Consider the following 21,455-nt stretch of genomic DNA (forward strand, 5'->3'; position numbering starts at 1 on the left):
GCGGTTCGCGCGAAAGTTTTCCAATGCCCGCTCGAAACTTGTGGCCTCGGTCGAGCCGGCAATAGCGTCGAACGGCGGGACGACGCGAAGGAGCGAGACGATGACGGATGCGGCCACCGAGCTGCGCGTGGCGATGGTCGGCTACGGGTTCATGGGCGCCGCCCACTCCCAGGGCTGGCGGGTCGCCCCGCGGTTCTTCCCCCTCGATGCGCAGCCGGTGATGCACACCATCGTCGGCCGCGACCGCGACAGGGTCGAGGACGCGAGGGAGCGCTTCGGCTGGCAGCACGCGGAGACCGACTGGCGCCGCGTCGTCGACGACCCCGCCATCGACGTCGTCGACATCTGCTCGCCTGGCGCATCGCACGCCGAGATCGCCATCGCGGCCCTGGATGCAGGCAAGCACGTCCTCTGCGAGAAGCCGCTGGCCAACACGGTGGAGGAGGCGGAGGCGATGGTCGCCGCCGCCGAGCGCGCCGCAGCCCGCGGGGTGCGGTCCATGGTCGGCTTCAGCTACCGTCGCGTGCCCGCCATCGGCTTCGCCAAGCGGCTCGTGGAGGAGGGCAGGCTGGGCACGATCCGCCAGGTGCGGGCGCTCTACCTGCAGGACTGGCTGACCGACGAGAACGGCCCGATGACCTGGCGGCTCGACAAGGACGCGGCAGGCTCCGGCTCGCTCGGCGACATCGGCGCGCACGCGATCGACCTGGTCGAGCACATCACGGGCTCCCGCCTCGACAGCGTCTCCGGCACCCTGGCGACCTTCGTCGCGGAGCGCCCACTGCTCGGAGAGACGGTCGGCCTGTCCGGCACGGCGTCGACGGAGCGCGGCAGGGTGACCGTGGACGACGCCGCCTGGTTCACGGCGCGGCTCGGCGGAGGAGGAGCAGCATCCGGAGCCATCGGCGCGTTCGAGGCCACCCGCTACGCCACCGGCCGAAAGAATGCGCTGCGGATCGAGCTGAGCGGTTCGCTCGGCGCCATCGCCTTCGATCTGGAGGCGATGAACGAGCTCCAGTACTACGACGCGACCGCCCCGGCGGGGGAGCAGGGCTTCACGCGCATCATCGTGACGGAGCCCGAGCATCCATACATGGCCAACTGGTGGCCGACCGGGCACGCGATCGGTTACGAGCACGCCTTCAGCCACCAGATCAAGGACTTCGTCGACGACATCACGCGCGGCCGCGATCCGCAGCCGTCGTTCGCAGACGGGCTGCACGTGCAGCGCGTGCTGGCCGCCGTGGAACGCAGCGCGGCCACCGGCAGCGCGTGGACGGCGACCGCCGTACAGGCAGAACAGACAGGACAGGAAGCATGACCAGGAACGCACTCGTCGTCCGCGGCGGCTGGGACGGGCACATGCCCGTCGAGACCACCGACCTCTTCATCCCGTATCTCGAAGCGAACGGCTTCGACGTGCGCGTCGAGGACGGCCCGGCGATCTACACCGACGAGGCCTACCTGGACACGGTGGACCTGGTGCTCCAGATCAACACGATGAACACCATCGCCAAAGAGGAGTTCGCCGGCCTGCAGCGCGCCGTCCTCAACGGGACGGGCCTCGCCGGCTGGCACGGCGGCATCGCGGACGCCTACCGCGACAACGCCGACTACCTGCACATGATCGGCGGCCAGTTCGCCCATCACGCCGGCATCGACCCCGCAGACTGCACCGGCGAGCAGTCGGACAACTACATCCCGTACACGGTGCACATCACCGACTACGGCCGCACGCACCCCATCACAGAGGGCATCGACGACTTCGACCTGGTCAGCGAGCAGTACTGGGTGCTGAGCGACGAATACAACGACGTCCTCGCCACCACGACGCAGGCTGTGCGCCCGTGGGATGCGTGGAACCGCCCCGTCACGGCGCCCGCCATCTGGACACGCCAGTGGGGCAAGGGCCGGATCTTCGTCTCCGCACCCGGCCACCGGCTGGAGATCGTGGAGAGCCAGCCCGTCCGCACCATCATCGAGAGGGGGCTGCTGTGGGCAGCACGTTGAATGTCGGCGTCGTCGGGGTCGGCAACATCAGCCGCCAGTACTTCGAACGGTTCCCGCAGTTGCCGAACCTGTCGCTGACGGCGGTCGCCGACCTGGACCTCGGCCGCGCATCCGCCGTCGCCGCCGAGCAGGGCGTCGAGGCGCTGACCGTGGATGCGCTGATCGCCGACCCGCGGATCGACGCCGTCCTCAACCTCACCATCCCCGCCGCGCACACCGAGATCGCGCTCGCGGCACTGGATGCTGGCAAGCACGTCTACGGCGAGAAGCCGCTCGCGCTCGCCACGGCCGACGCCGTCCCCGTGCTGGAGCGCGCCGCAGAGAAGGGGCTGCGCGTCGGGAGCGCGCCGGACACGGTGCTCGGCACGGGCATCCAGACCGCTCGCGCACTGCTCGACGACGGGCGGATCGGGCGACCGGTGGGAGCCGCGGTGTCGTGGACGGCGCCAGGACACGAACTGTGGCATCCAGCGCCCGCGTTCTACTACCAGCCGGGCGGCGGACCGCTGTTCGACATGGGGCCGTACTACCTGACCAGCCTGGTCACGTTCTTCGGCCCGGTCGTTCGGGTGTCCGGCGCTGTCGGCCGCTCAGAGCGAGCGCGCACGGTGGCGACGGGACCGCTCGCCGGAACGGTCATCCCCGTCGACGTCGACACGCATGTCACGGCGATCCTGGAGCACGCCGACGGCGTCATCTCCACCGTGACGGTGTCGTTCGAGGTGTGGGAATCCCGCATCCCGCTGTTCGAGGTCTACGGCACGGGAGGCACCATCGCGGTGCCGGACCCGAACGCGTTCTCGCAGACCGCATCCATCGCCACCGCCGACGACCGCACCTGGCGCGAGGTTCCGGATGCGGCAGGGTACGTCGACGCCGGACGTGGCGTCGGGCTCGCCGACCTCGCCCGCGCGGTGGAGACCGGGAGGCCGCACCGCGCATCCGGAGAGCTGGCGTTCCACGTACTGGACATCATGGAGTCGATCATCGCTGCCGGGCACAGCCACGAGGTCGTCACGCTGCGCTCGACGGTGGAGCGGCCGGAACCGGTGCCGCTCGGTGCGCGCCCAGAGAGCTGGTGAGGCGCAGAGGACCGCTGACGGGGCGCCGTCTGCTGGTGCTGATGCGCCGACCCGTGTGGCGCGAAACGGTACAGTACACAGGACCATGAACACGACCGGCACCAACCTCGACACCGTGCGCCGGAACAACCTCGCCACGGTGCTCGGGCTCGTGCACCGCGGCGGCCCGGCCGCCCGCTCATCGCTCACGCACGCCACGGGGCTGAACCGGTCGACGGTCGGCGCGCTCGTGGCAGAGCTGGTCGAGCTGGGGCTCGTCACAGAGCGAGAGCCGGAGACGAGCAACAGGGTCGGGCGTCCGTCACCCGTGGTCGTCGCGGACGGCCGCGTGGTCGCGCTCGCGGTGAACCCCGAGATCGACGCGGTCACCGTCGGCGTCGTCGGCCTCGACGGCGCCGTGCACCGGCGCGTGCGGTTCCCGCTGGACCACGTCCCGGGGGCGGAGGAGGCGGCAGCGGTCGCCGCCGCGGTCATCGACGGACTGCGCCCCGACCTCTCCGCGGCGAGCAGGGTGGTCGGCATCGGCGTGGCCGTGCCAGGGCTGGTGCGCGAGGGCGACGGCGTCGTGCGGCTCGCGCCGCACCTGGAATGGCGCGACGAACCGTTCGCCTCCGAGCTCGCCGCTGCGACAGGGCTCACCGTCAGCGCGGCCAACGACGCCAACCTCGGCGCGAACGCCGAACGGCTCTTCGGCGCAGGACGGGGAGCGAGCGACCTGGTCTACCTCAACGGCGGCGCATCCGGTATCGGAGCAGGCGTCATCGTGGGCGGCGTATCGCTCACGGGCGTCTCCGGCTACGCGGGGGAGCTCGGCCACACGCTCGTCAACTCCAACGGCGTGCGCTGTCACTGCGGCGCCATCGGCTGCCTGGAGACCGAAGTGAGCCAGCGGGCGCTCCTGGCGGCCATCGGGCTGGAGGCGGCCGACAGCGAGGAACTGGATCGCGCGCTCGCCGCGACGGTCGCAGCAGGGGATGCGAGGGTGGGCGCCGAGATCGAGCGGCAGCTCGGCTTCCTCGCCATCGCACTGCGCAACGCGACCAACGTGTTCAACCCGGAGCTGGTGGTGCTCGGCGGGTTCCTCGGCTCGCTGTTCGCCGTCGCGCCGGAGCGGCTCGCGGCGCTCGTCGCCGAGCAGGCGATGGCGGCGTCGGGGGAGCACCTGCGGATCGCGCGCGCGGAGCTCGGGGCGAACATCCTGATGATCGGCGCGGCAGAGCTCGCGTTCGCACCGCTCCTCGCTGCTCCGGCCGACTGAGCGCATCCCCTGTCGAATTCCCCCCGAACTCGGGGATGTGCACGGTAACATTCGTGCCCGGTATCCGATAGGATTGTCGAGCAACGACGGTCGAATCGATTCGAACGAGCGAGTAGCACCACCGCCGGAATCCCGGCAGCACCCCTCCCACCCACGCACCGCGGCTTCCCCCGCGGTGTTCGTCTTCCCAGTCAAGGACCCCTTCGTGACCACCGTCGTGCATCCAGGAGACTCGCTCTCCGGTCGCCAGCGCCTCGCATACATCCTGATCCTCGGTGCGCTCACCGCGCTCGGGCCGTTCACCATCGACACGTACCTCCCCGCGCTGCCGACGCTGCAGGCCGACTTCAACGTCTCGACGGCGGCGATCCAGCTCACGCTCACGGCCACGACGATCGGGTTCGGCGTCGGCCAGCTGCTCGTGGGTCCGTGGAGCGACAAGATCGGTCGCCGCCTGCCGCTCATCCTGTCGACCATCGTGCACATCCTGGCCTGCCTCGGCGCTGCCGCAGCCCCGAACGTCGAGCTGCTCGGGCTCGCCCGCGCCATGCAGGGCATCGGCGCCGCGGCGGGCGGTGTCGTCGCGATGGCGATGGTGCGCGACCTGTTCGGCGGACGGCCGCTGGTCAGGATGCTCAGCCGCCTCGCGCTCGTCAACGGCCTCGCGCCCGTGCTCGCGCCGGTGATCGGCTCGTGGCTGCTGCTGGTCATGCCGTGGCGCGGCATCTTCGTCGTGCTCGCCTGCTACGGGCTGTTCGTCGTCATCTGCGTCTCGCTCTGGATCGTCGAGACCCTGCCGAAGGCCCGTCGTCACGACGCAGGCCACTCCACCATGCGGCAGCGGTACAAGGCCGTGCTGAGCGACCGGATCTTCGTCGGCATCGCCATCGTCGGCGCCGCCAACTTCACCGGCCTGTTCTCCTATCTCTCGTCGAGCTCGTTCGTGTTCCAGGAGATCTACAAGTTCAACGCGCAGGAATACGGCCTGCTGTTCGCGGTCAACTCCATCGGCATCATCATCGGCGTGCAGTCGGCGGCGCGGATCACGAAGTACGTCGGCCCGCAATGGATCCTCGCCGTGTCGACGGTCGTGATGTTCGTCTCCAGCGTGCTCATCGTCATCCTCGACCAGGCGCACGTCGGACTCTGGGGAACGGCCATCCCGCTGTGGTTCTTCATCGCGGCGTGCGGGTTCGGGTTCCCCTGCGTGCAGGTGCTCGCGTTGAACGGTCACGGGCACGAAGCGGGGACCGCCGCCTCCCTCCTCGGCGCGCTGAACTTCGGCATCGCGGGCATCGTCTCCCCGATCGTCGGCATCCTCGGCGTCGGAAGCGCCACCCCGATGGGCTTCGTCATGGCCATCTGCGCCCTCGTCTCCATCGCCGCGCTCTGGTTCATCGTGCGCCCCCGCACCGTCCCCGCCCTAGCCCAGTAGCTCCCCCCTCCCTCTCCTCTCCCGCTCCCCGATCATCGAGTCCGGAGTTGTTCATGCGCCACGCCGATGCTGGCTGTGAACAACTCAGGACTCGATAGTTCTCCAGCAGGGGATGAGTACGTTGGTCGACATGGGATCGGCACACGAGGACATCCAGCAGGCCGCGAAGGTGAGCAGGAGGTGGCCGGTGATCTCCGCGTCCGTCGCCGTGGGGCTCGTCGTGGTCCTCGGCGTCATCATCGCCTTCCGCCCGAAGGAGCCGTTCGCGCTCGACCTCGAGTGGATGGGCGAGATCGTCGAGCATCGTTCGCCGATCTGGCTGGGGCCCGCGCTGTTCTTCAACTACGCGGGCGGCGGCATCGTCGGGTCGATCGTCATTCCCGTCGTGATCTTCCTTCTGCTGCTCGCGTTCCGCAGGCCGTGGGGTGCGACGTTCTTCGCCGTCGCGAGCATCCTGTCGGTTGCGGCCGTTCAGCTGCTCAAGCACACGGTCGGCCGTGCCCGCCCGACCGAGATCCTGGTGCAGTCGGACACCGGCTCATTCCCGTCAGGGCATACAGCCAACGCCGCGACGATGGTCGTGGTGCTCGCGATCATCTTCCCGCGCGTCTGGGTGTGGATCCTCGGCGCCGTCTGGGCGATCCTGATGGCGGTCAGCCGCACCTACCTGGGGGCGCACTGGCTCAGCGACACGGTCGGCGGTTTGCTTCTCGGGGCGGCCGTCGCGGTGATCGTGTGGGCTCCGCTCGCGCTCCGGCTGGTCAGGGAGCGGCAGCAACCCCATCCGTTCGTACTCGCGGGCGGCAGGCGCGCGCGCCAGGGTGAGCTCTAGCCGAACTCATCGACCGCGGGCGTCCCATGCACGCTAGCGTTGCGCCATGAGAATTCTGCTCGTGGGCGCCGGCGGGGTCGGCGACGCCATCGCGAAGATCGCCGCACGCCGTTCCTTCTACGACGTCATCGTCGTCAGCGACTACGACATCGGCAGGGCCGAGAAGACCATCAGCTGGATTCGAGGGAAGCACGGTGACGACGTCGCGTCGCGCTTCGTCGCTGCCGCGATCGACGCGTCCGACCCGGATGCCGTGGCCGCCGTCGCCAGGGAGCACGGCGCGACCCACGTCATGAACGCCGTGGAGCCGAAGTTCGTCCCCACCATCTTCGCCGGAGCCCTCGCAGCAGGCGCCGACTATCTGGACATGGCGATGAGCCTGTCGGAACCGCATCCCACCGACCCGTACGCGAAGACAGGCGTGAAGCTGGGCGACGACCAGTTCGCGCTCCGCGGCGACTGGGAGACGGCGGGCAGGCTCGCGCTCGTCGGCATGGGCGTCGAGCCGGGGCTGAGTGACGTGTTCGCCCGCTACGCGTCCGACACGCTGTTCTCGCGCATCGAGGAACTCGGAACGCGCGACGGGGCGAACCTCGTGGTGCGCGACAGCGACGGCAACGAGATCTTCGCGCCGTCGTTCAGCATCTGGACCACGATCGAGGAGTGCCTGAACCCGCCGGTGATCTTCGAGAAGGACGCCGGCTGGTACACGACGCCGCCGTTCAGCGAGCCGGAGGTGTTCGACTTCCCGGAGGGCATCGGCCCGGTGGAGTGCGTCAACGTGGAGCACGAAGAAGTGCTGCTGATGCCGCGCTGGATCGACGCGGAGCGGGTGACGTTCAAGTACGGGCTGGGCGAGGAGTTCATCGGCATCCTGCGCACGCTGCACCAGCTCGGATTGGACTCGACGACGCCCATCAGGGTGCGCAGCCAGAACGGTCCTGTCGAGGTTGCGCCGCGCGATGTGGTCGCCGCCGCCCTGCCTGACCCTGCAACGATCGGGCCGCGTATGACCGGCAAGACGTGTGCGGGCGTGTGGGTGAAGGGCACCGGTGTGGATGGGAACCCGCGTGAGGTGTACCTGTACCACGTGAGCGACAACGAGTGGACGATGGCCGAGTACGAGTCGCAGTGCGTCGTCTGGCAGACCGCGATGAACCCGGTGATCGCGCTTGAACTTCTCGCGAGCGGAGCGTGGGAGGGCACGGGAGTGCTCGGCCCAGAAGCGTTCGACGCCGCCCCGTTCCTCGAGCTGATGGCGCGCCCAGTCGACGAGGGAGGCTACGGCCAGCCCTGGGGGCTCCGCGAGCAGTAACCAGACGCTCCCCGCGACAATCCAGTCCGAAGTTGTTCACCTCTCCGTGCGGCGTGTCGGGCGAACAACTTCGGACTCGATTGCTGCGAGCGGGCAGACCGCACCTTTAGAGTGAGCGCATGAGTGACGCGGATGCACTTGCCCAAGCCCAGGCCGACGCGAAAGCCGCCGCGGAGAACGCGGCCAGACTGCAGGCGGAAGCGGCCGAGGCGCTGAAACGGGCACAGGATGCTGCTGCGGAGGCACAGGCGCAGGCCGACGCGGCACAGGCGCGAGCCGAGGCAGTGCAGGCTCAGGCTGTTGCGGCGCAGACGGCCGTCGCAGCCTCGGATGCGGCAACCGCCGCCAGCGCAGCGGCGACGGAGGTCGCGCCGCCCGCGCCCGCCGCGACCGCGGCGACGGAGGTCGCGCCGCCCGCGCCGCCCGCGCCGCCCGCGCCGCCCGCGCCGGCCGCGCCCGCCTCGCCGAGCGCCCCGACCCCTGCAGCGACCGGCCAGCTCACCGAGCAGGAGGTGGACGCCGTCCGCGCCGGCTACGCCTTCACCGGGGCGGCCTTGGAAATGGGCGCCCTGGTCAACGGGGAGGCGCGCGCCGACGTTCCTGTGCGCATCCCGTTGTCGATGACGAACCGGCACGGCCTGGTGGCAGGGGCGACGGGCACGGGCAAGACCAAGACGCTGCAGGTTCTCGCCGAGCAGCTTGCCGCGAACGGCGTCCCCGTTTTCGCTGCCGACATCAAGGGAGACCTGTCGGGCATCGCGACAGCCGGGGAGTCGAACGACAAACTCCTCGAGCGCACACGCGGCATCGGCCAGGACTGGGCCCCGCACGCCACCACCACCGAGTTCTTCTCCCTCGGCGGCATCGGGAAGGGCATCCCGATCAGGGCCACCGTCGCCGGATTCGGGCCGCTGCTGCTGTCGAAAGTGCTCGGGCTGAACGACACGCAGGAGTCCAGCCTCGGGCTCGTGTTCCACTACGCCGACAAGGCAGGGCTCCCGCTGCTCGACCTCAGCGACCTGCGCGCGGTCCTCACCTACCTGAACAGCGCGGACGGGAAAGCGGAGCTCGCCGACCTCGGCGGCCTGTCGAGCGCGACGGTCGGCGTGATCCTGCGCGAGCTCATCACGTTCGCCGACCAGGGAGCAGACGCGTTCTTCGGCGAGCCGGAGATCGACACGGCCGAGTTCATCCGGCTCGCCCCGGACGGCACAGGCGTCGTCAGCCTGCTCGAAGTGCCCGGCGTGCAGGACAAGCCTGCCCTGTTCTCCACCTTCCTGATGTGGCTGCTCGCCGACCTGTTCAACGACCTGCCGGAGGTCGGCGATCTCGACAAGCCCAAGCTGGTGTTCTTCTTCGACGAGGCGCACTTGCTGTTCAAGGACGCATCCAAGGACTTCCTCGCCTCCATCACCCAGACCGTGCGGCTGATCAGGTCGAAGGGCGTCGGCATCTTCTTCGTCACCCAGACGCCGAAGGATGTGCCATCCGAGGTGCTCGCGCAGCTCGGCTCGCGCGTGCAGCACCAGCTCCGCGCGTTCACCCCTGACGACGCGAAAGCGCTCAAGGCGACGGTGTCCACGTATCCGAAGTCCGGCTACGACCTGGCCGAGGTGCTGCAGCAGCTCGGCACCGGCGAGGCCATCGTCACGGTCATGGGCGAGAAGGGCGCGCCGACCCCGGTCGCGTGGACACGGCTGCGCGCACCGCAGGGCTCCATGTCACCCGCGCCGGAGGCGCAGATCGACGCGACCATCGCCGCATCCCCACTGCTCGCGAAATACGGGACGGCCATCGACCGCGACTCCGCCCGCGAAATGCTCACACGCAAGCTGGATGCGGCAGCCGCAGCCGCAGCGGAGCAGGAGCGCGTGATCGAGCAGGCCAAGGCGGCAGTGGATGCGCAGAAGGCGGCGGACAAGGCCGCCGCGGCGCAGGCGAAAGCGCAGAAGGCGGCCGACGCGGAGTACGAGCGGCTGCTGAAGTCGACGGGGCCGACGACGCGCGGCAGGCGCACGACCTCGAAGCCGCAGCCGAACATCCTGGAGCAGGTGCTCGGCTCGAAGGCGACGGCGTCGATCCTCACGGGCGTGGTGGAGGGGATCTTCGGCACGAGGAAGCGGCGCTAGAAGCGGCGCCGGCGGAGCGAAGGCCCGCGTGCGCGGCGGTTCCGCCTCAGCCAACCGCATCCGGTAGCAGCGATCGCGCCAGCCTGGCCACCTGCACGGTGTGCCCGGCGTCGTCGCCTCCGCGCTCCGACCAGCAGGAGGAGAGGGCTGCCCACGCGAACGCCCAGCGCAGCATCCGCGCTGGCGCGACGCCGGTTGACGCGCAGATGACCCCGAGTTGCCGCTCGAAGCGTCCTGCGGCGAGAGCGGTCCGCGCATCCGGGTTGCACAGGATGTTGGCGTAGTCGAATCCGGGGTCGCCGGCGACGTGCTTCGGGTCGATCGCCAGCCAGCCGTCCGCTCCGAAGTCGAGGACGTTGCCGTGGTGGAGGTCGCCGTGCAGCACCAGGTCGGCGACGGGATGTGCGATCAGCTCCCCGGCGACGGTTGCGGCGTGCGCGTACAGGCCGTCGTGCGCATCCGGGTGGTCGGCCGCCTCCTCGAACAGCTCCCGGAACCAGACGGCCAGCCCCACGAGACCGGCCGGTCTGGGCCGGTCGTCGACGGCGTGCAGGCGGTCGGCCGTACTGCACAGGATGCGCGTCGCCGCGTCGTCGCCGTCCTGCCCCGATCCCGCGATGGTCACCAGATCGCGGTCGCCTGTGGCGCGCTCGATGAGGATCGCGTCGCCGTCCGCCGCGTAGACCGGCGCGGCTCCCCGGCCATCCCACCAGGCCAGCAGGCGCGACCCTGCGGCCTCCTCCGCGACCGTCGCCAGCTTGAGGAACGCGGGGCGCCCGCGCCACTCCACCGGTTGCAGCACGCTCGACGGGGTGGCGAACGCGTCCCCGGCCGGGGTGAGCTGCCAGCGGTCGCGCCAGGGCGCGAGGGCGGCGTCCGGGGCGGCGCGTGACAGACGGCGTCCGGCCATCAGACGGATTCCGTCAGTGGGCGCGCGCCGTCTCGCCCGCGCGTCGTCTCGGCCAGGTACGTGCCGGGCGTCGACCCGATCACCGCTTTGAACTCGCGGCCGAAGTGGGCCTGGTCGGAGTAGCCGAGCTCGGCGGCGAGCTCGGCGAGCTGCGGCGGAGCGGGGGAGCGCAGTGCGGCAGCCGCCTCCTGCAGCCGGTAGCGCTGGATGAGCCATTTCGGCCCGAAGCCGATGTGCCCCGCAACGAGCCGCTGCAGATGCCGGACGCCGAGACCGAACCGGTCGGCGAGCTGTTCGACGCGCGTGATGGTTCTGTCGGTCTCCACCGCAGCAACGATGGCGTCGACCATCCGCGCCTCGGCACCGGGAGCAGGCAGCGTCGCCGTCCACTCCTCGAACGCCTCGACGGCAGCGCGGTCGTCGCCCCGCCGCATGGCATCGTGGATGCGCCCCTTCAGCGCATCCACGCCGGGAAGCAGCAGTGCGTGATGCTGGTAGCCGCCGGCCGCGTCTGCGACGCCCACGCCGTCTGCGACGCCCGCTCCGTCTGCGAGCGGGACGGCCGATGGCAGGCTGCGGACGCTCACTCCGGCGAGGCCGCGCGCCACGCCGGGGCGGAGCATCGCCCCGAACGCCCAACCGTCGCCGCGCAGGGTTTTCACGCTGAGGCCGCGTCGCGCTAGGTGGAGCGCCGTCGTGTCCTGCTCGAAGACCACGTTCGCCGTCGGGTACTCGAGCACCTGCTGACGGAGCGACGCTCCGGGGACGAGTCGCCAGCGCGGGGTCCAGTAGTGGCGGACGAACACGGCGGCGCCCTCACCCGGCCAGAGCCGCTCGATGGTCACGGGTGCCGACGCGCTCTCGTTGAGGTGCCCGTGACTCACCGGCTGAGCGTCGCGATCGGCGCCGGAGCGGGCGCCGGAGCGGGCGGCGGAGTCGGGGACGGCAGCGGCGGAGGTGCTCACGCTGACATACTTTCACGGTGAGCTCGATCCGTCCCTACCAGCCCGGCGACCGCGACGACGTGTACACGGTGTGCATCCGAACGGGAGCGAGCGGGGGTGACGCGACGGGGACGTACAGGGACGACGATCTCATTCCGGACGTATTCGCGGGCCCGTACGTGACGTACCAGCCCGACCTCGCGTTCGTGGTCGACACCGGGGAGCACGTCGCGGGGTATGTGATCGCGGTCGCGGACAGCGCAGCGTTCGTCGACTGGTACGCCGTCGAGTGGCTGCCGTCGTTCGCCGCCAAGTACCCTCTCGACACGGCGCCCGACGACAAGGAGCGCGAAGCCATCACGTTCGGTCTCGACCTGCAGGGGATGCTCGTCCCCGAGCTCGCTGCGTACCCGGCGCACCTGCACATCGACCTGCTCCCCGAACTGCAGGGGCAGGGCTTCGGCCGCGCACTGATCCGGACGCTCCTCGCCGCCCTCCGCGAGCGCGGGGTGCCAGGCGTGTACCTGCGGATGTCGCCGACGAACCACGGTGCGCGCGCGTTCTACGAGAAGCTCGGCTTTCATGAGCTGCCGTCGAGCACGCCGGACGGCCCGGTGTACGCGATCGCGACCGACGCCGTTCTGTAGCCGACGCCGTTCTGTAGCCGGCGCCGCAGGTCAGCGACCGAACCGCGGCAAACGCTCGAACCAGTACAGCAACCCCGGGGATGCACGCCGCAGCTCAGAGAGCGTCATCGAGTCCGCGCGTCTGGTGACAGGCACGTCGAGTTCTTCCGCCACCCGCTCCATGTCTTCGAGCGCCCAGAACTGCCCGCGCATGCGGATCAGCAGCCGGCCGTCCGTGCCGGTGATGAAGAGCTGCGGCTGGGTGTCGAGGGTGCTGCCCTCGTACAGGTTGACCAGGATGACCTGGCCGACCGAGCCGGGAAGCACATCCACTGTCCTGCCGAAGAAGCCGCGTTCGCGCACGACATCGCGGCTGAGCTGGATGGTCGTGCTGAAGAACGCGAGGACGGCGAGCGTCGTGCCCGCGATCACCACGATGTGGACGCCGAGCACGAGAGGCCAGACGCCGTCCGGGATGGTCAGCCAGTAGAGGACGGCGAAGACCGGAGTGGTGAGGGCGAGGATGGCGATGATTCCGCGCGCGAAAAGGTGGGCGTGCGGGCGCAGAACCACTGTCTGCTGCACCACGCCCGTCTCCTGTCTCAGCTCCCGCCGACCCTCCATCCTTCGAGGATCGCCTATCGCGCAGACCTTTCGGTAGCGGCATTTTGGGGGACACGGGCGTCCGGTTTTCGAGCGGCGGCCTGCTCGCGCATCCGGATGTTGCGCACCCGGAACGCGCTCAGAACGGTGATCAGGACACACACCCCGAAGACGACCGCCATGCCCAGGTCGTGCATGTTGCGCCCGATGAGCAGCGTGATGGCGCCGAGCAGCACGGTCGTGCAGAGCTGGGCGAAGACCTTCTTGCTCACGGAGCCACCTTCCGACGGGCCGGAGTCCATCGTAGTGTCGGTGTCAGGGCGACTGCCCGGCCGCCGTAACGGAAAGGACACGACCGTGACGAACAAGACGCCGCGCGAAGAAGCCATCCAGAAGGAGCAGGAGCGCAAGGACGAGGAGAAGGAGCGCCTCGAAGAAGAGGAGGAGCGCCGCCTGAAGTAGCAGCGCCGTTCTGTTGAGCGGGCGGGGGAGCCGGCGGTGGAGGCCGCCGCGGGCGTTTGTTACACTCCCAAGGTGTCTTCCCCGCTCATCCCCGTGCTGCCCTCCGGGCGTCAGGAGGTCGTCGGCGTTCTGAACGCCGGCGCGAGATAGCGTCGTCTTCCCCTGCCTTCCACCCTCGTTTTCGCGCGAGGGATGCGGTGATCGACCCCGTGCATCCAGCTGTGGTGCCTGTCGTCCCGCGCAGATTTCGACGCACGACACGGCGCTTCCGCCCGTGCGCTCTCTCCGGCCGTCGCGGCCGCACTCCGATTGGTGACACACCCTCATGCTCCCTCTGACCGAGCAACAGCTCCGCTCCTCGTTCGTCAATGCCTCCCGCAAGGAGGTGAGCGACCTGACCCTGCCCGCCGACTTCCAGACCATCGACTGGGATGCGCTCGACTACCTCGGCTGGCGCGACCGCAAGCAGCCGAAGCGCGCGTACGCCGTCGTGATCCTCGACGACGCGCCCGTCGGGCTGCTCCTGCGCCAGGCTGAGGCGTCGGCGCTCAGCCGCCCGCAGTGCTCCTGGTGCCAGGACGTCAACCTGACCAACGACGTCGCCTTCTACAGCGCCAAGCGCGCCGGGCAGGCCGGAAAGAACGGCGACACCGTCGGCACGCTGGTCTGCACCGACTTCGGATGCTCTGCAAATGTCCGCAAGCGCCCGCCGCTCGCCTACGTGGGCTTCGACGTGGATGCGGCCAGGCTCGAACGCATGGCGAGCCTGCGCGAGCGCGCGGCGAGCTTCGCGGTTTCGGTGCTGCACGGGACGGCCCGCACACCGGCCTAGCCCTCCGGCTGCGCATCCACAGCCGCCTCCACAGGCGGCGCTGCGCGGAACGACGAGATGCCGGTAACTGCTCGGAATCCAAGGGGAGCCGCTGCAGTTACCGGCATCTCGTCAGCGGACTGCGACCCGCGTCAGCGCAGGGGACGGCCCTCCGCGTCGCGGGCCTGTACCCGGTGTTCGCTGAGGATCGAGATGCGGTTGAACGCGTTGATCGTCACGGCGATCCACTCGGCGGCGACGTACGCGGATTCGCCGAGCACGGTGTGCGCTCCGACGAGGTCGGCGCGGGAGTCCTCCGTCAGCGGCAGGAGCGTCGCCGCCTCGGCGATCGCGAGCACGGCCTCATCCCTTTCGCTGTACAGCTCGGCGTCGCGCCACGCGGGCAGCATGTCGAGCTTCTGCTGGGGGACCCCTGCTTTGCGTGCCTCGCGGGAGTGAAGATCGAGGCAGAAGGCGCACGCGTTCAACTGGGATGCTCGCACTTTGATGAGCTCCGCTTCCTGCGGGCTCAGACCGCTGCGGAGCGCAGCTTCTGCGACGACGGCGGACAGCTCTCGCGCGGCATGCCAGACGTCGGGCAGCGCTTTGTCGAGGTAGGGGCGCACGACGTTCGTCACCTCCGCGGGAGGCACGGTCGGCCTGCCGGGCCGCTCGGCGGGATGTTCGTGTCGATCCCGTCGGTCATCGTCCGCTCCGCTCCGTCATCGTCCGCTCCGCTCCGCTCCGTCATCGTCCGCTCCGCTCCGTCATCGTCCGCTCCGCTCTCTGCTCGATCCGGTCGTCAGGCCGGCGGGCCACTCGCCGAGGCGCGCGGCCGCGTCGTACGTGGCGTCGAGGAACGCCAGCACCGTCCCGTCGGGGTCCGACGACGTCCTGACCGCCTCGTAAGGCAGGAGGAATTCGCCGTACTCCGCGCTGAACGACGCTCCCTCGGGCAGGTCCGCCTCCGCGTAACCGTCCGGTGCGGGATAGGCGTACGAGTAGAACGCGCCTTCGCCTCCGCCGCCCGGCCAGAATCCGGCACTGCTGAGCTCGTGCGAGTACGCCTCGCGCATCACACTCGGCGGGCAGTTCGGTGCGCCGCCTGGGTGCGTCGGGGCGGTGCGCCCGGAGAACCTGGTGACCGCGAGGTCCATGGAGCCCCAGAAGAAGTGCACGGGGCTGGCCTTGCCGACGAAACCGGAGCGGAACCGCGCGAGGACCCGATCTGCCTGGATCAGCTGCCGCCAGAATGCGCCGGCGTGCTCTGGCAAGTAGGTGTCGTGGATGGTGTCCTCGGCGAACGGGATGGCGACCTCGACCTCGTTCGGGGTCGGGTGGATCACCACGTCGATCCCCAGCTCGCGAAGCGCCTCGAAGACGCGGGCGTAGAACTCCGCGACAGAGTGACCGGGGAGCGGAAACGAGACCGACCCACCATCGCTCGTTCGCGCGACGAGCGCGTGGTCGACGAAATCGAACGCGATCTCCAGCGTGCGTGCGCCGACGGGGATTCCGCCCGTGGTGAGCCCGCGGGCATCGACGAGCAGTGTCACGTGCCACCAGTGGTTGATCGGTGCGGCCAGCGCCATCTTGATCTTCCCGACGATCTGCGTCCACATGTGGAGCGTCTCGCGGGTGGGGGTCCAGGCGTCCACCGCGAGCATCGGCCAAGTTGTCTCGTCCGCCATCTGCGCCCCCTTCGCCTCGTCGCAGGTCCGATCGTCAGGGCACTCACTCTAGCCTTCGCGGGCGACGGACGGATCACGCGTGGCTGCCGCATCCAGGTGCGATGTCGCTTCCCGATGACGACGTGGTGTTCGGTTCGCGGACGTCGGAGGGGAAGACCGGCCTCGCGGCCCCGAGACCTATTTCGCGACTCATCACTGATGGCGGAGAATGGGGGATTCGAACCCCGGATGGGCGCTGTGCGCGCACCCGGCGCATCGTGAATCACGAATGGCGGAGAATGGGGGATTCGAACCCCCGAGGGCTTGCACCCAACACGCTTTCCAAGCGTGCGCCATAGGCCACTAGGCGAATTCTCCTGAGGCGGTGTCGCTCCCGCAGGAGTAACGGCCACGAAGTATCCTACCGGGTCTTCGGGGGTGCTCGGTGCCACGAGCTCTCAGTCTGACCCGCTACACTGGTTTCCGGCTCCTCACGTGGCGCCATCCAGGCCAACTCCCCCAGGGCGGAAACGCAGCAAGGGTAACCGGGCTCTGGCGGGTGCGTGAGGGGTCTTTTTCTTTGCTGCCGGTCAGGGTGTTCCGCGTACAGTTGGGAAGAGCACAGCCGCTCTTCTACACTCTGTAGAAGAGCGGATCGAGATCCGCCGATGGAGTGAGGTGCTGGATGACCGGGCAATTGAGCGAACTGGCCTCTGAAGCGTATGTCTTCGGGTTTCCGCTCGTCTTCAACGGTGAGCAGATTCTGCGGCTCACCACGAGCGGGATCGGCGCTCTGCCTTCCGCCTCGTTCAACTCGTTCTCTCACGCACGCGCGCTGGCGAGCCCGCGCGACACCTTCGTCTCCATCAACAACGACACCGTCTATTCCATCGCCCCCGTGGACCTGAGCGTCGGGCCCGTCCTGCTGAGCGTCCCGGAAGCGGGCGACCGCTACTACGTGCTGCAGTTCGTGGATGCGTGGACCAACAACTTCGCGTACGTCGGCACCAGGGCGACGGGCAATCGCCGCGGCGACTTCCTGCTCGTGCCCCCGGAGTGGGAGGGCGGCCCTGAGGCGGAGGGCGTGACCGTCATCCGGTTCCCAACGCGGATCGCCGTGATCGTCGGACGCTGGGCGTGCGACGGCGAGGAGGATCTGCCCGCCGTCGAGGAGTTGCAGAACTCGCTGACGCTGACGCCCATCCGGAAGTCGCTGACCCCGCCGCAGGGCGTCCCCGTCGTCGCCGGAGGGCTGAGCGAGGCGCTCGACTTCTTCGAGCGGCTCAGGGTCTGGGCGCTCGCCTTCCCTCCCGCGGAACGCGACAGGGCGGCCCTCGACTCGTACGGCGAGCTCGGTCTGACCAGTGCGTACACCGTCGCGGAGGCGCCGGCCGAGGTGCGCGAAGCTCTCGAGGTCGGCTACGCGGCAGGAAAGCAGGCACTCCAGATGGCCGTGCGCTCCGGCGACGGCCCGTACGTCAACAACTGGCTGGTCAACCTGCACATGTTCGACTACAACCTGGACTTCTTCGAGGTCGGGACGCTCGACGACCCTGCCTGGAAGCACGCTGACCCGAAGACCAGGTACGCCACCAGGGCCGCCGCCGCGCTCGCCGGGCTGTGGGGCAACCACGGCTACGAGGCCGCGTATTTCTTCACCTACCTGGATGCGGCGGGGGATGCGCTCACCGGAGAGCACACGTACGCCCTGCGCCTGCATCCGACGCCGCCCGTCGGCGCATTCTGGTCCATCACCATGTACGACCTCCCGAACTTCTACCTCGTCGAGAACCAGGCGGCGCGGTATTCGATCGGGGACAGGACGCGAGGGATCGTGTACGACGACGACGGAGGCTTGACCATCACCATGAGCGCGACCAGACCGGCCGACGAGAAGGCGGCTGCCAACTGGCTGCCGGCGCCGCAGGGCGAGTTCCGCCCCATCCTGCGCCTGTACGCTCCGAAGCAGGAGCTGCTCGACGGCACGTATGAGGTCCCGGCGATCGAGCGGGTCGTCTGAGTCGTGGCGAGATCTCTCTACATCACGTCCGCTGAGGGTCACACCGGCAAGTCCACCGTCGCTCTCGGGGTGCTCGAGGCGCTTCGCCGCGCTGTGGGAAGGGTCGGCGTCTTCCGTCCCATCGCGCGGTCGACCTCCGAGCGCGACTACGTTCTCGAACTGCTGCTGCAGCGCGAGACGGCCGACATCGCGTACGAGGAGGCCATCGGCGTCACCTACGACGACGTCCACCTGGATGCGGAAGCCGCCCTCTCCGAGATCGTCCGCCGCTTCCGGGCGGTCGAGTCGCGCTGCGACACGGTCGTCATCCTCGGCTCCGACTACACCGACGTCGGCAGCCCGACCGAGCTGCGGTTCAACGCGCGGATCGCCGCGAATCTCGGGGCTCCCGTGCTGCTCGTCCTCGGCGGCCGCATCGGTCAGGGCCTCGGAGAGCGTCTCGGCCAGGCAGAGCCGCGCACGGCGGAGGACATGAAGCAGCTCACCGAGCTGGCCGTCGCCGAGCTGCGCGACGAGCACGTCGCTCTGCTCGGCGTCGTCGCGAACCGTGCGGACCCCGACGACCTGGATCAGGTCGTCAGCGCCGTGCAGCAGGCTGTCGGGGTGTCGCCGAGCGGCGACAGGGCGCCCGTGTGGGCGATCCCGGAGGACCCGTTCCTCGTCGCTCCGAGCATGCGCTCGATCATGGAGGCGACAGGGTCCACTCTGATCGCGGGCGACGAAGCGCTGCTGGCGCGCGAGGCGCTGGGCGTCGTGGTCGCCGGCATGTCGATGAACAACGTCCTGCCGCGGCTGATCGAGGGCTCCGTCGTCGTCGTCCCTGCCGACCGCACGGAGGTGCTGCTCGCCGTGCTGTTGGCGAACGCCTCCGGCACGTTCCCCTCCATCGCCGGAATCGTGCTCAACGGAGGGTTCGAGCTGCCGGAGCCGATCGAGCGGCTGCTCTCCGGGCTTCGGTCTCCGCTGCCGATCGTGGAGACCGACCTCGGCACGTACGACACCGTGGTGCGGATCACCCACGCCCGCGGCAGGCTCGCCGCCGACTCGCAGCGCAAGTACGACACCGCGCAGGCGCTGTTCGAACGCCACGTGGATGCGGATGCGCTGCTCAAGCGGCTCGACGTGAGCCCGCGGGATGTCGTCACCCCGCTGATGTTCGAGTACGACCTGCTGGAGCGTGCTCGCGCCGCGGATAAGCACATCGTCCTGCCGGAGGGCGAGGACGACCGCATCCTGCGCGCCGCGGCGACGTTGCTCGCCCGCGGAGTCGCAAGGCTCACCATCCTCGGCGAGTCGTTCGAGGTGCGCGCGAGGGCTATCGAGCTCGGCGTCGACATCTCCGGCGCCGAGGTGCTCAGCCCGTTCGACGACGTGCTGCGGCTGCGCTTCGCCCAGGAGTATGCCCGGCTCAGAGCGCACAAGGGCATCACGCTCGAACAGGCGTCGGACACGGTCACGGACCCCTCGTACTTCGGCACGATGATGGTCCACCTCGGTCTCGCCGACGGCATGGTGTCCGGTGCAGCGCACACCACGGCTCACACGATCCGTCCGGCGTTCGAGATCATCAAGACCCGCCCCGAGGTGTCCGTGGTGTCGAGCGTCTTCCTGATGGCGCTCGCCGACCGGGTGCTCGTCTACGGGGACTGCGCCGTCATCCCCGATCCGACGGCGGAGCAGCTGGCGGACATCGCGATCTCGTCGGCGGAGACGGCGGAGCAGTTCGGCATCGAGCCGCGGGTCGCGATGCTGTCGTACTCCACGGGCGAGTCGGGCACGGGCGCCGACGTCGACAAGGTGCGGGCGGCCACTGCCCTCGTGCACGAGAGAGCGCCTCAGTTAGCGGTGGACGGTCCCATCCAGTACGACGCGGCGGCGGATGCGGCGGTCGGTGCCGCGAAACTGCCTGGCTCGCAGGTGGCAGGACGGGCGACGGTGTTCATCTTCCCCGACCTCAACACCGGCAACAACACATATAAGGCAGTGCAGCGCAGCGCCGGCGCCGTGGCGATCGGGCCTGTGCTGCAGGGACTGCGCAAGCCGATCAACGACCTGTCCAGGGGCGCCCTCGTCGACGACATCGTCAACACGGTCGCCATCACCGCGATCCAGGCGGGTCTCGCATGAGCGCCGTCCTCGTGATCAACAGCGGATCGTCGTCGTTCAAGTACCAGCTCATCGACCTCGACACCGAGCAGCCGCTGGCGAGCGGGCTCGTGGAGCGGATCGGTGAGCGGTCGGGACACACCACCCATCGCGGCCCGAACGGCACGAGCGAGCGCAGCCTGGAGATCCCCGACCACACCGCGGGGTTCCAGGCGATGATCGAGGCGTTCGAGGCCGACGGGCCGAGCCTCGCCGAGTATCCGCCCGTCGCCGTCGGCCACAGGGTGGTGCACGGAGGCAAACGGTTCTTCGAGCCCACCATCGTGACTCCGCTGGTCGAGATCAACATCGAAGACCTCGCCGACCTTGCCCCGCTGCACAACCCGGCCAACCTGCAGGGCATCCGAGCGGCGGAGAAGGCGTTCCCCGACGTTCCGCACGTCGCGGTGTTCGACACCGCTTTCCACCAGACGCTGCCGCCGGAGGCGTACACGTACGCGATCGATGCTGAGCTCGCCGAGCGTCACCGGGTGCGCAGGTACGGCTTCCACGGCACATCGCACAAGTACGTGTCAGAGACGGCTGCCGCGTTCCTCGGCCGTCCGCTCGGGGAGTTGAAGCAGATCGTGCTTCACCTCGGCAACGGGGCGTCGGCGTGCGCGATCGACGGCGGCCGCTCCATCGACACTTCGATGGGCATGACTCCGCTCGAAGGGCTCGTGATGGGCACCAGGTCGGGCGACCTCGACCCTGCTGTCCTCATCCACCTGGCCAGGCGGGCGAACCTCGACATCGACGGCCTCGACGAACTCCTCAACCGCAAGAGCGGTCTGCTCGGGTTGTCCGGCACGGGCGACATGCGGGATGTGCGCCGCGCGGCGAACGACGGCGACGAGGCGGCGCAGCTCGCCCTGGCGACCACCGTGCATCGGCTGAAGCACTACATCGGCGCGTACACGGCGCTCCTCGGTGGCCTCGATGTGCTCACCTTCACGGCGGGCGTCGGCGAGAACGACGCCGCGTTGCGAGCGGATGCACTGGAGGGATTGGAATCGTTCGGCATCGTGCTCGACAGGGAGCGGAACGCGAGCCGGTCGTCGGAGGCGCGGATCATCTCCACCGACGACTCGCCGGTGACCGTCCTCGTCGTTCCCACCGACGAGGAACTGGAGATCGCCCGCCAGACCGTGCAGGCGATCGGCGGGACACCGGGGGCCTCAGCCGCCGGGTGACCGGCGACCG

General features: G+C 69.4%; 19 protein-coding genes, 1 tRNA gene and 1 other RNA gene. 14 read left to right on the top strand and 7 right to left on the bottom strand.

Translation table 11 applies throughout. The annotated features are described in order from the left end of the window. Positions 1 to 100: 100 nt before the first annotated feature. From ACIRCZ_RS13755 to ACIRCZ_RS13790, 8 genes are all read left to right on the top strand, one after another. Positions 101 to 1,321: a Gfo/Idh/MocA family protein gene (locus tag ACIRCZ_RS13755; protein ID WP_402854029.1), complete on the top strand. Its 1,221-nt coding sequence runs from the start codon at positions 101 to 103 to the stop codon at positions 1,319 to 1,321. Then, complete coding sequence (locus ACIRCZ_RS13760) at positions 1,318 to 2,010, top strand: ThuA domain-containing protein (protein ID WP_402854032.1); 693 nt, start codon at positions 1,318 to 1,320, stop codon at positions 2,008 to 2,010. Before ACIRCZ_RS13755 ends, ACIRCZ_RS13760 begins: the two co-directional genes overlap by 4 nt. After that, positions 1,995 to 3,092 (top strand): Gfo/Idh/MocA family protein, encoded by a 1,098-nt coding sequence (locus tag ACIRCZ_RS13765; protein ID WP_402854035.1) that lies wholly within the window; start codon positions 1,995 to 1,997, stop codon positions 3,090 to 3,092. Before ACIRCZ_RS13760 ends, ACIRCZ_RS13765 begins: the two co-directional genes overlap by 16 nt. Before the next feature lie 85 nt (positions 3,093 to 3,177). Further along, positions 3,178 to 4,350, top strand: a complete 1,173-nt coding sequence (locus tag ACIRCZ_RS13770) for an ROK family protein (RefSeq protein WP_402854038.1) — start codon at positions 3,178 to 3,180, stop codon at positions 4,348 to 4,350. Between the two features lie 205 nt (positions 4,351 to 4,555). Further along, positions 4,556 to 5,785: a multidrug effflux MFS transporter gene (locus ACIRCZ_RS13775; RefSeq protein ID WP_055891522.1), complete on the top strand. Its 1,230-nt coding sequence runs from the start codon at positions 4,556 to 4,558 to the stop codon at positions 5,783 to 5,785. Between the two features lie 130 nt (positions 5,786 to 5,915). Then, a complete protein-coding gene (locus ACIRCZ_RS13780; RefSeq protein ID WP_402854041.1) occupies positions 5,916 to 6,617 on the top strand; it encodes a phosphatase PAP2 family protein in 702 nt (233 codons plus the stop codon). 46 nt (positions 6,618 to 6,663) lie between these two features. Next, positions 6,664 to 7,932, top strand: a complete 1,269-nt coding sequence (locus tag ACIRCZ_RS13785) for a saccharopine dehydrogenase family protein (protein ID WP_402854044.1) — start codon at positions 6,664 to 6,666, stop codon at positions 7,930 to 7,932. Between the two features lie 119 nt (positions 7,933 to 8,051). Beyond that, entirely contained in the window at positions 8,052 to 10,061 is a 2,010-nt protein-coding gene (locus ACIRCZ_RS13790; protein ID WP_402854046.1) for a helicase HerA-like domain-containing protein, read from the top strand. Between the two features lie 46 nt (positions 10,062 to 10,107). Here ACIRCZ_RS13790 and ACIRCZ_RS13795 read toward each other — a convergent pair whose 3' ends face one another. Then, complete coding sequence (locus ACIRCZ_RS13795) at positions 10,108 to 10,971, bottom strand: aminoglycoside phosphotransferase family protein (RefSeq protein WP_402854049.1); 864 nt, start codon at positions 10,969 to 10,971, stop codon at positions 10,108 to 10,110. Continuing rightward, on the bottom strand, positions 10,971 to 11,936 hold the full coding sequence (locus ACIRCZ_RS13800) for a helix-turn-helix domain-containing protein (RefSeq protein ID WP_402854052.1): 966 nt from the start codon (positions 11,934 to 11,936) through the stop codon (positions 10,971 to 10,973). The genes ACIRCZ_RS13795 and ACIRCZ_RS13800 overlap by 1 nt, the downstream gene beginning before the upstream one ends. A gap of 17 nt (positions 11,937 to 11,953) precedes the next feature. Here ACIRCZ_RS13800 and ACIRCZ_RS13805 point away from each other — a divergent pair, with 17 nt between their 5' ends. Further along, on the top strand, positions 11,954 to 12,562 hold the full coding sequence (locus ACIRCZ_RS13805) for a GNAT family N-acetyltransferase (RefSeq protein ID WP_402854055.1): 609 nt from the start codon (positions 11,954 to 11,956) through the stop codon (positions 12,560 to 12,562). Between the two features lie 30 nt (positions 12,563 to 12,592). Here the strand turns inward: ACIRCZ_RS13805 and ACIRCZ_RS13810 are convergent, their stop codons facing one another. Beyond that, complete coding sequence (locus ACIRCZ_RS13810) at positions 12,593 to 13,129, bottom strand: hypothetical protein (RefSeq protein WP_235500294.1); 537 nt, start codon at positions 13,127 to 13,129, stop codon at positions 12,593 to 12,595. Between the two features lie 50 nt (positions 13,130 to 13,179). Then, positions 13,180 to 13,416 carry a hypothetical protein gene (locus ACIRCZ_RS13815; protein ID WP_157480031.1) on the bottom strand — a complete coding sequence of 79 codons (237 nt, stop codon included), beginning with the start codon at positions 13,414 to 13,416 and terminating at the stop codon, positions 13,180 to 13,182. Positions 13,417 to 13,931: 515 nt separating this feature from the next. On the opposite strand from ACIRCZ_RS13815, the gene ACIRCZ_RS13820 reads away from it, so the two are divergent. Beyond that, the gene (locus tag ACIRCZ_RS13820; RefSeq protein ID WP_055890471.1) at positions 13,932 to 14,438 is read left to right on the top strand and encodes an FBP domain-containing protein; all 507 of its coding nucleotides are present in this window, start codon (positions 13,932 to 13,934) and stop codon (positions 14,436 to 14,438) included. Between the two features lie 131 nt (positions 14,439 to 14,569). Here ACIRCZ_RS13820 and ACIRCZ_RS13825 read toward each other — a convergent pair whose 3' ends face one another. From ACIRCZ_RS13825 to ACIRCZ_RS13835, 3 genes are all read right to left on the bottom strand, one after another. Further along, entirely contained in the window at positions 14,570 to 15,055 is a 486-nt protein-coding gene (locus tag ACIRCZ_RS13825; RefSeq protein WP_235500296.1) for a carboxymuconolactone decarboxylase family protein, read from the bottom strand. 129 nt (positions 15,056 to 15,184) lie between these two features. Continuing rightward, positions 15,185 to 16,108, bottom strand: a complete 924-nt coding sequence (locus tag ACIRCZ_RS13830; protein WP_402854060.1) for a DUF5996 family protein — start codon at positions 16,106 to 16,108, stop codon at positions 15,185 to 15,187. Positions 16,109 to 16,377: 269 nt separating this feature from the next. Continuing rightward, positions 16,378 to 16,465: transfer RNA gene (locus ACIRCZ_RS13835), tRNA-Ser, on the bottom strand. 104 nt (positions 16,466 to 16,569) lie between these two features. On the opposite strand from ACIRCZ_RS13835, the gene ffs reads away from it, so the two are divergent. The 4 genes from ffs (at position 16,570) to ACIRCZ_RS13855 (ending at position 21,445) form a co-directional block, all read left to right on the top strand. Next, an RNA gene (gene ffs / locus ACIRCZ_RS13840) (signal recognition particle sRNA small type) lies at positions 16,570 to 16,666 on the top strand. A 106-nt stretch (positions 16,667 to 16,772) separates the two neighbouring features. Further along, the gene (locus ACIRCZ_RS13845) at positions 16,773 to 18,107 is read left to right on the top strand and encodes a DUF1254 domain-containing protein (protein WP_402854063.1); all 1,335 of its coding nucleotides are present in this window, start codon (positions 16,773 to 16,775) and stop codon (positions 18,105 to 18,107) included. Between the two features lie 3 nt (positions 18,108 to 18,110). After that, positions 18,111 to 20,234, top strand: a complete 2,124-nt coding sequence (pta, locus tag ACIRCZ_RS13850; protein ID WP_055890494.1) for a phosphate acetyltransferase — start codon at positions 18,111 to 18,113, stop codon at positions 20,232 to 20,234. Continuing rightward, positions 20,231 to 21,445 carry an acetate/propionate family kinase gene (locus ACIRCZ_RS13855; protein ID WP_402854066.1) on the top strand — a complete coding sequence of 405 codons (1,215 nt, stop codon included), beginning with the start codon at positions 20,231 to 20,233 and terminating at the stop codon, positions 21,443 to 21,445. Before pta ends, ACIRCZ_RS13855 begins: the two co-directional genes overlap by 4 nt. The last annotated feature ends 10 nt before the right edge of the window (positions 21,446 to 21,455 follow it).

Source organism: Leifsonia sp. NPDC102414 (assembly GCF_044765685.1).
GTDB lineage: Bacteria > Actinomycetota > Actinomycetes > Actinomycetales > Microbacteriaceae > Leifsonia.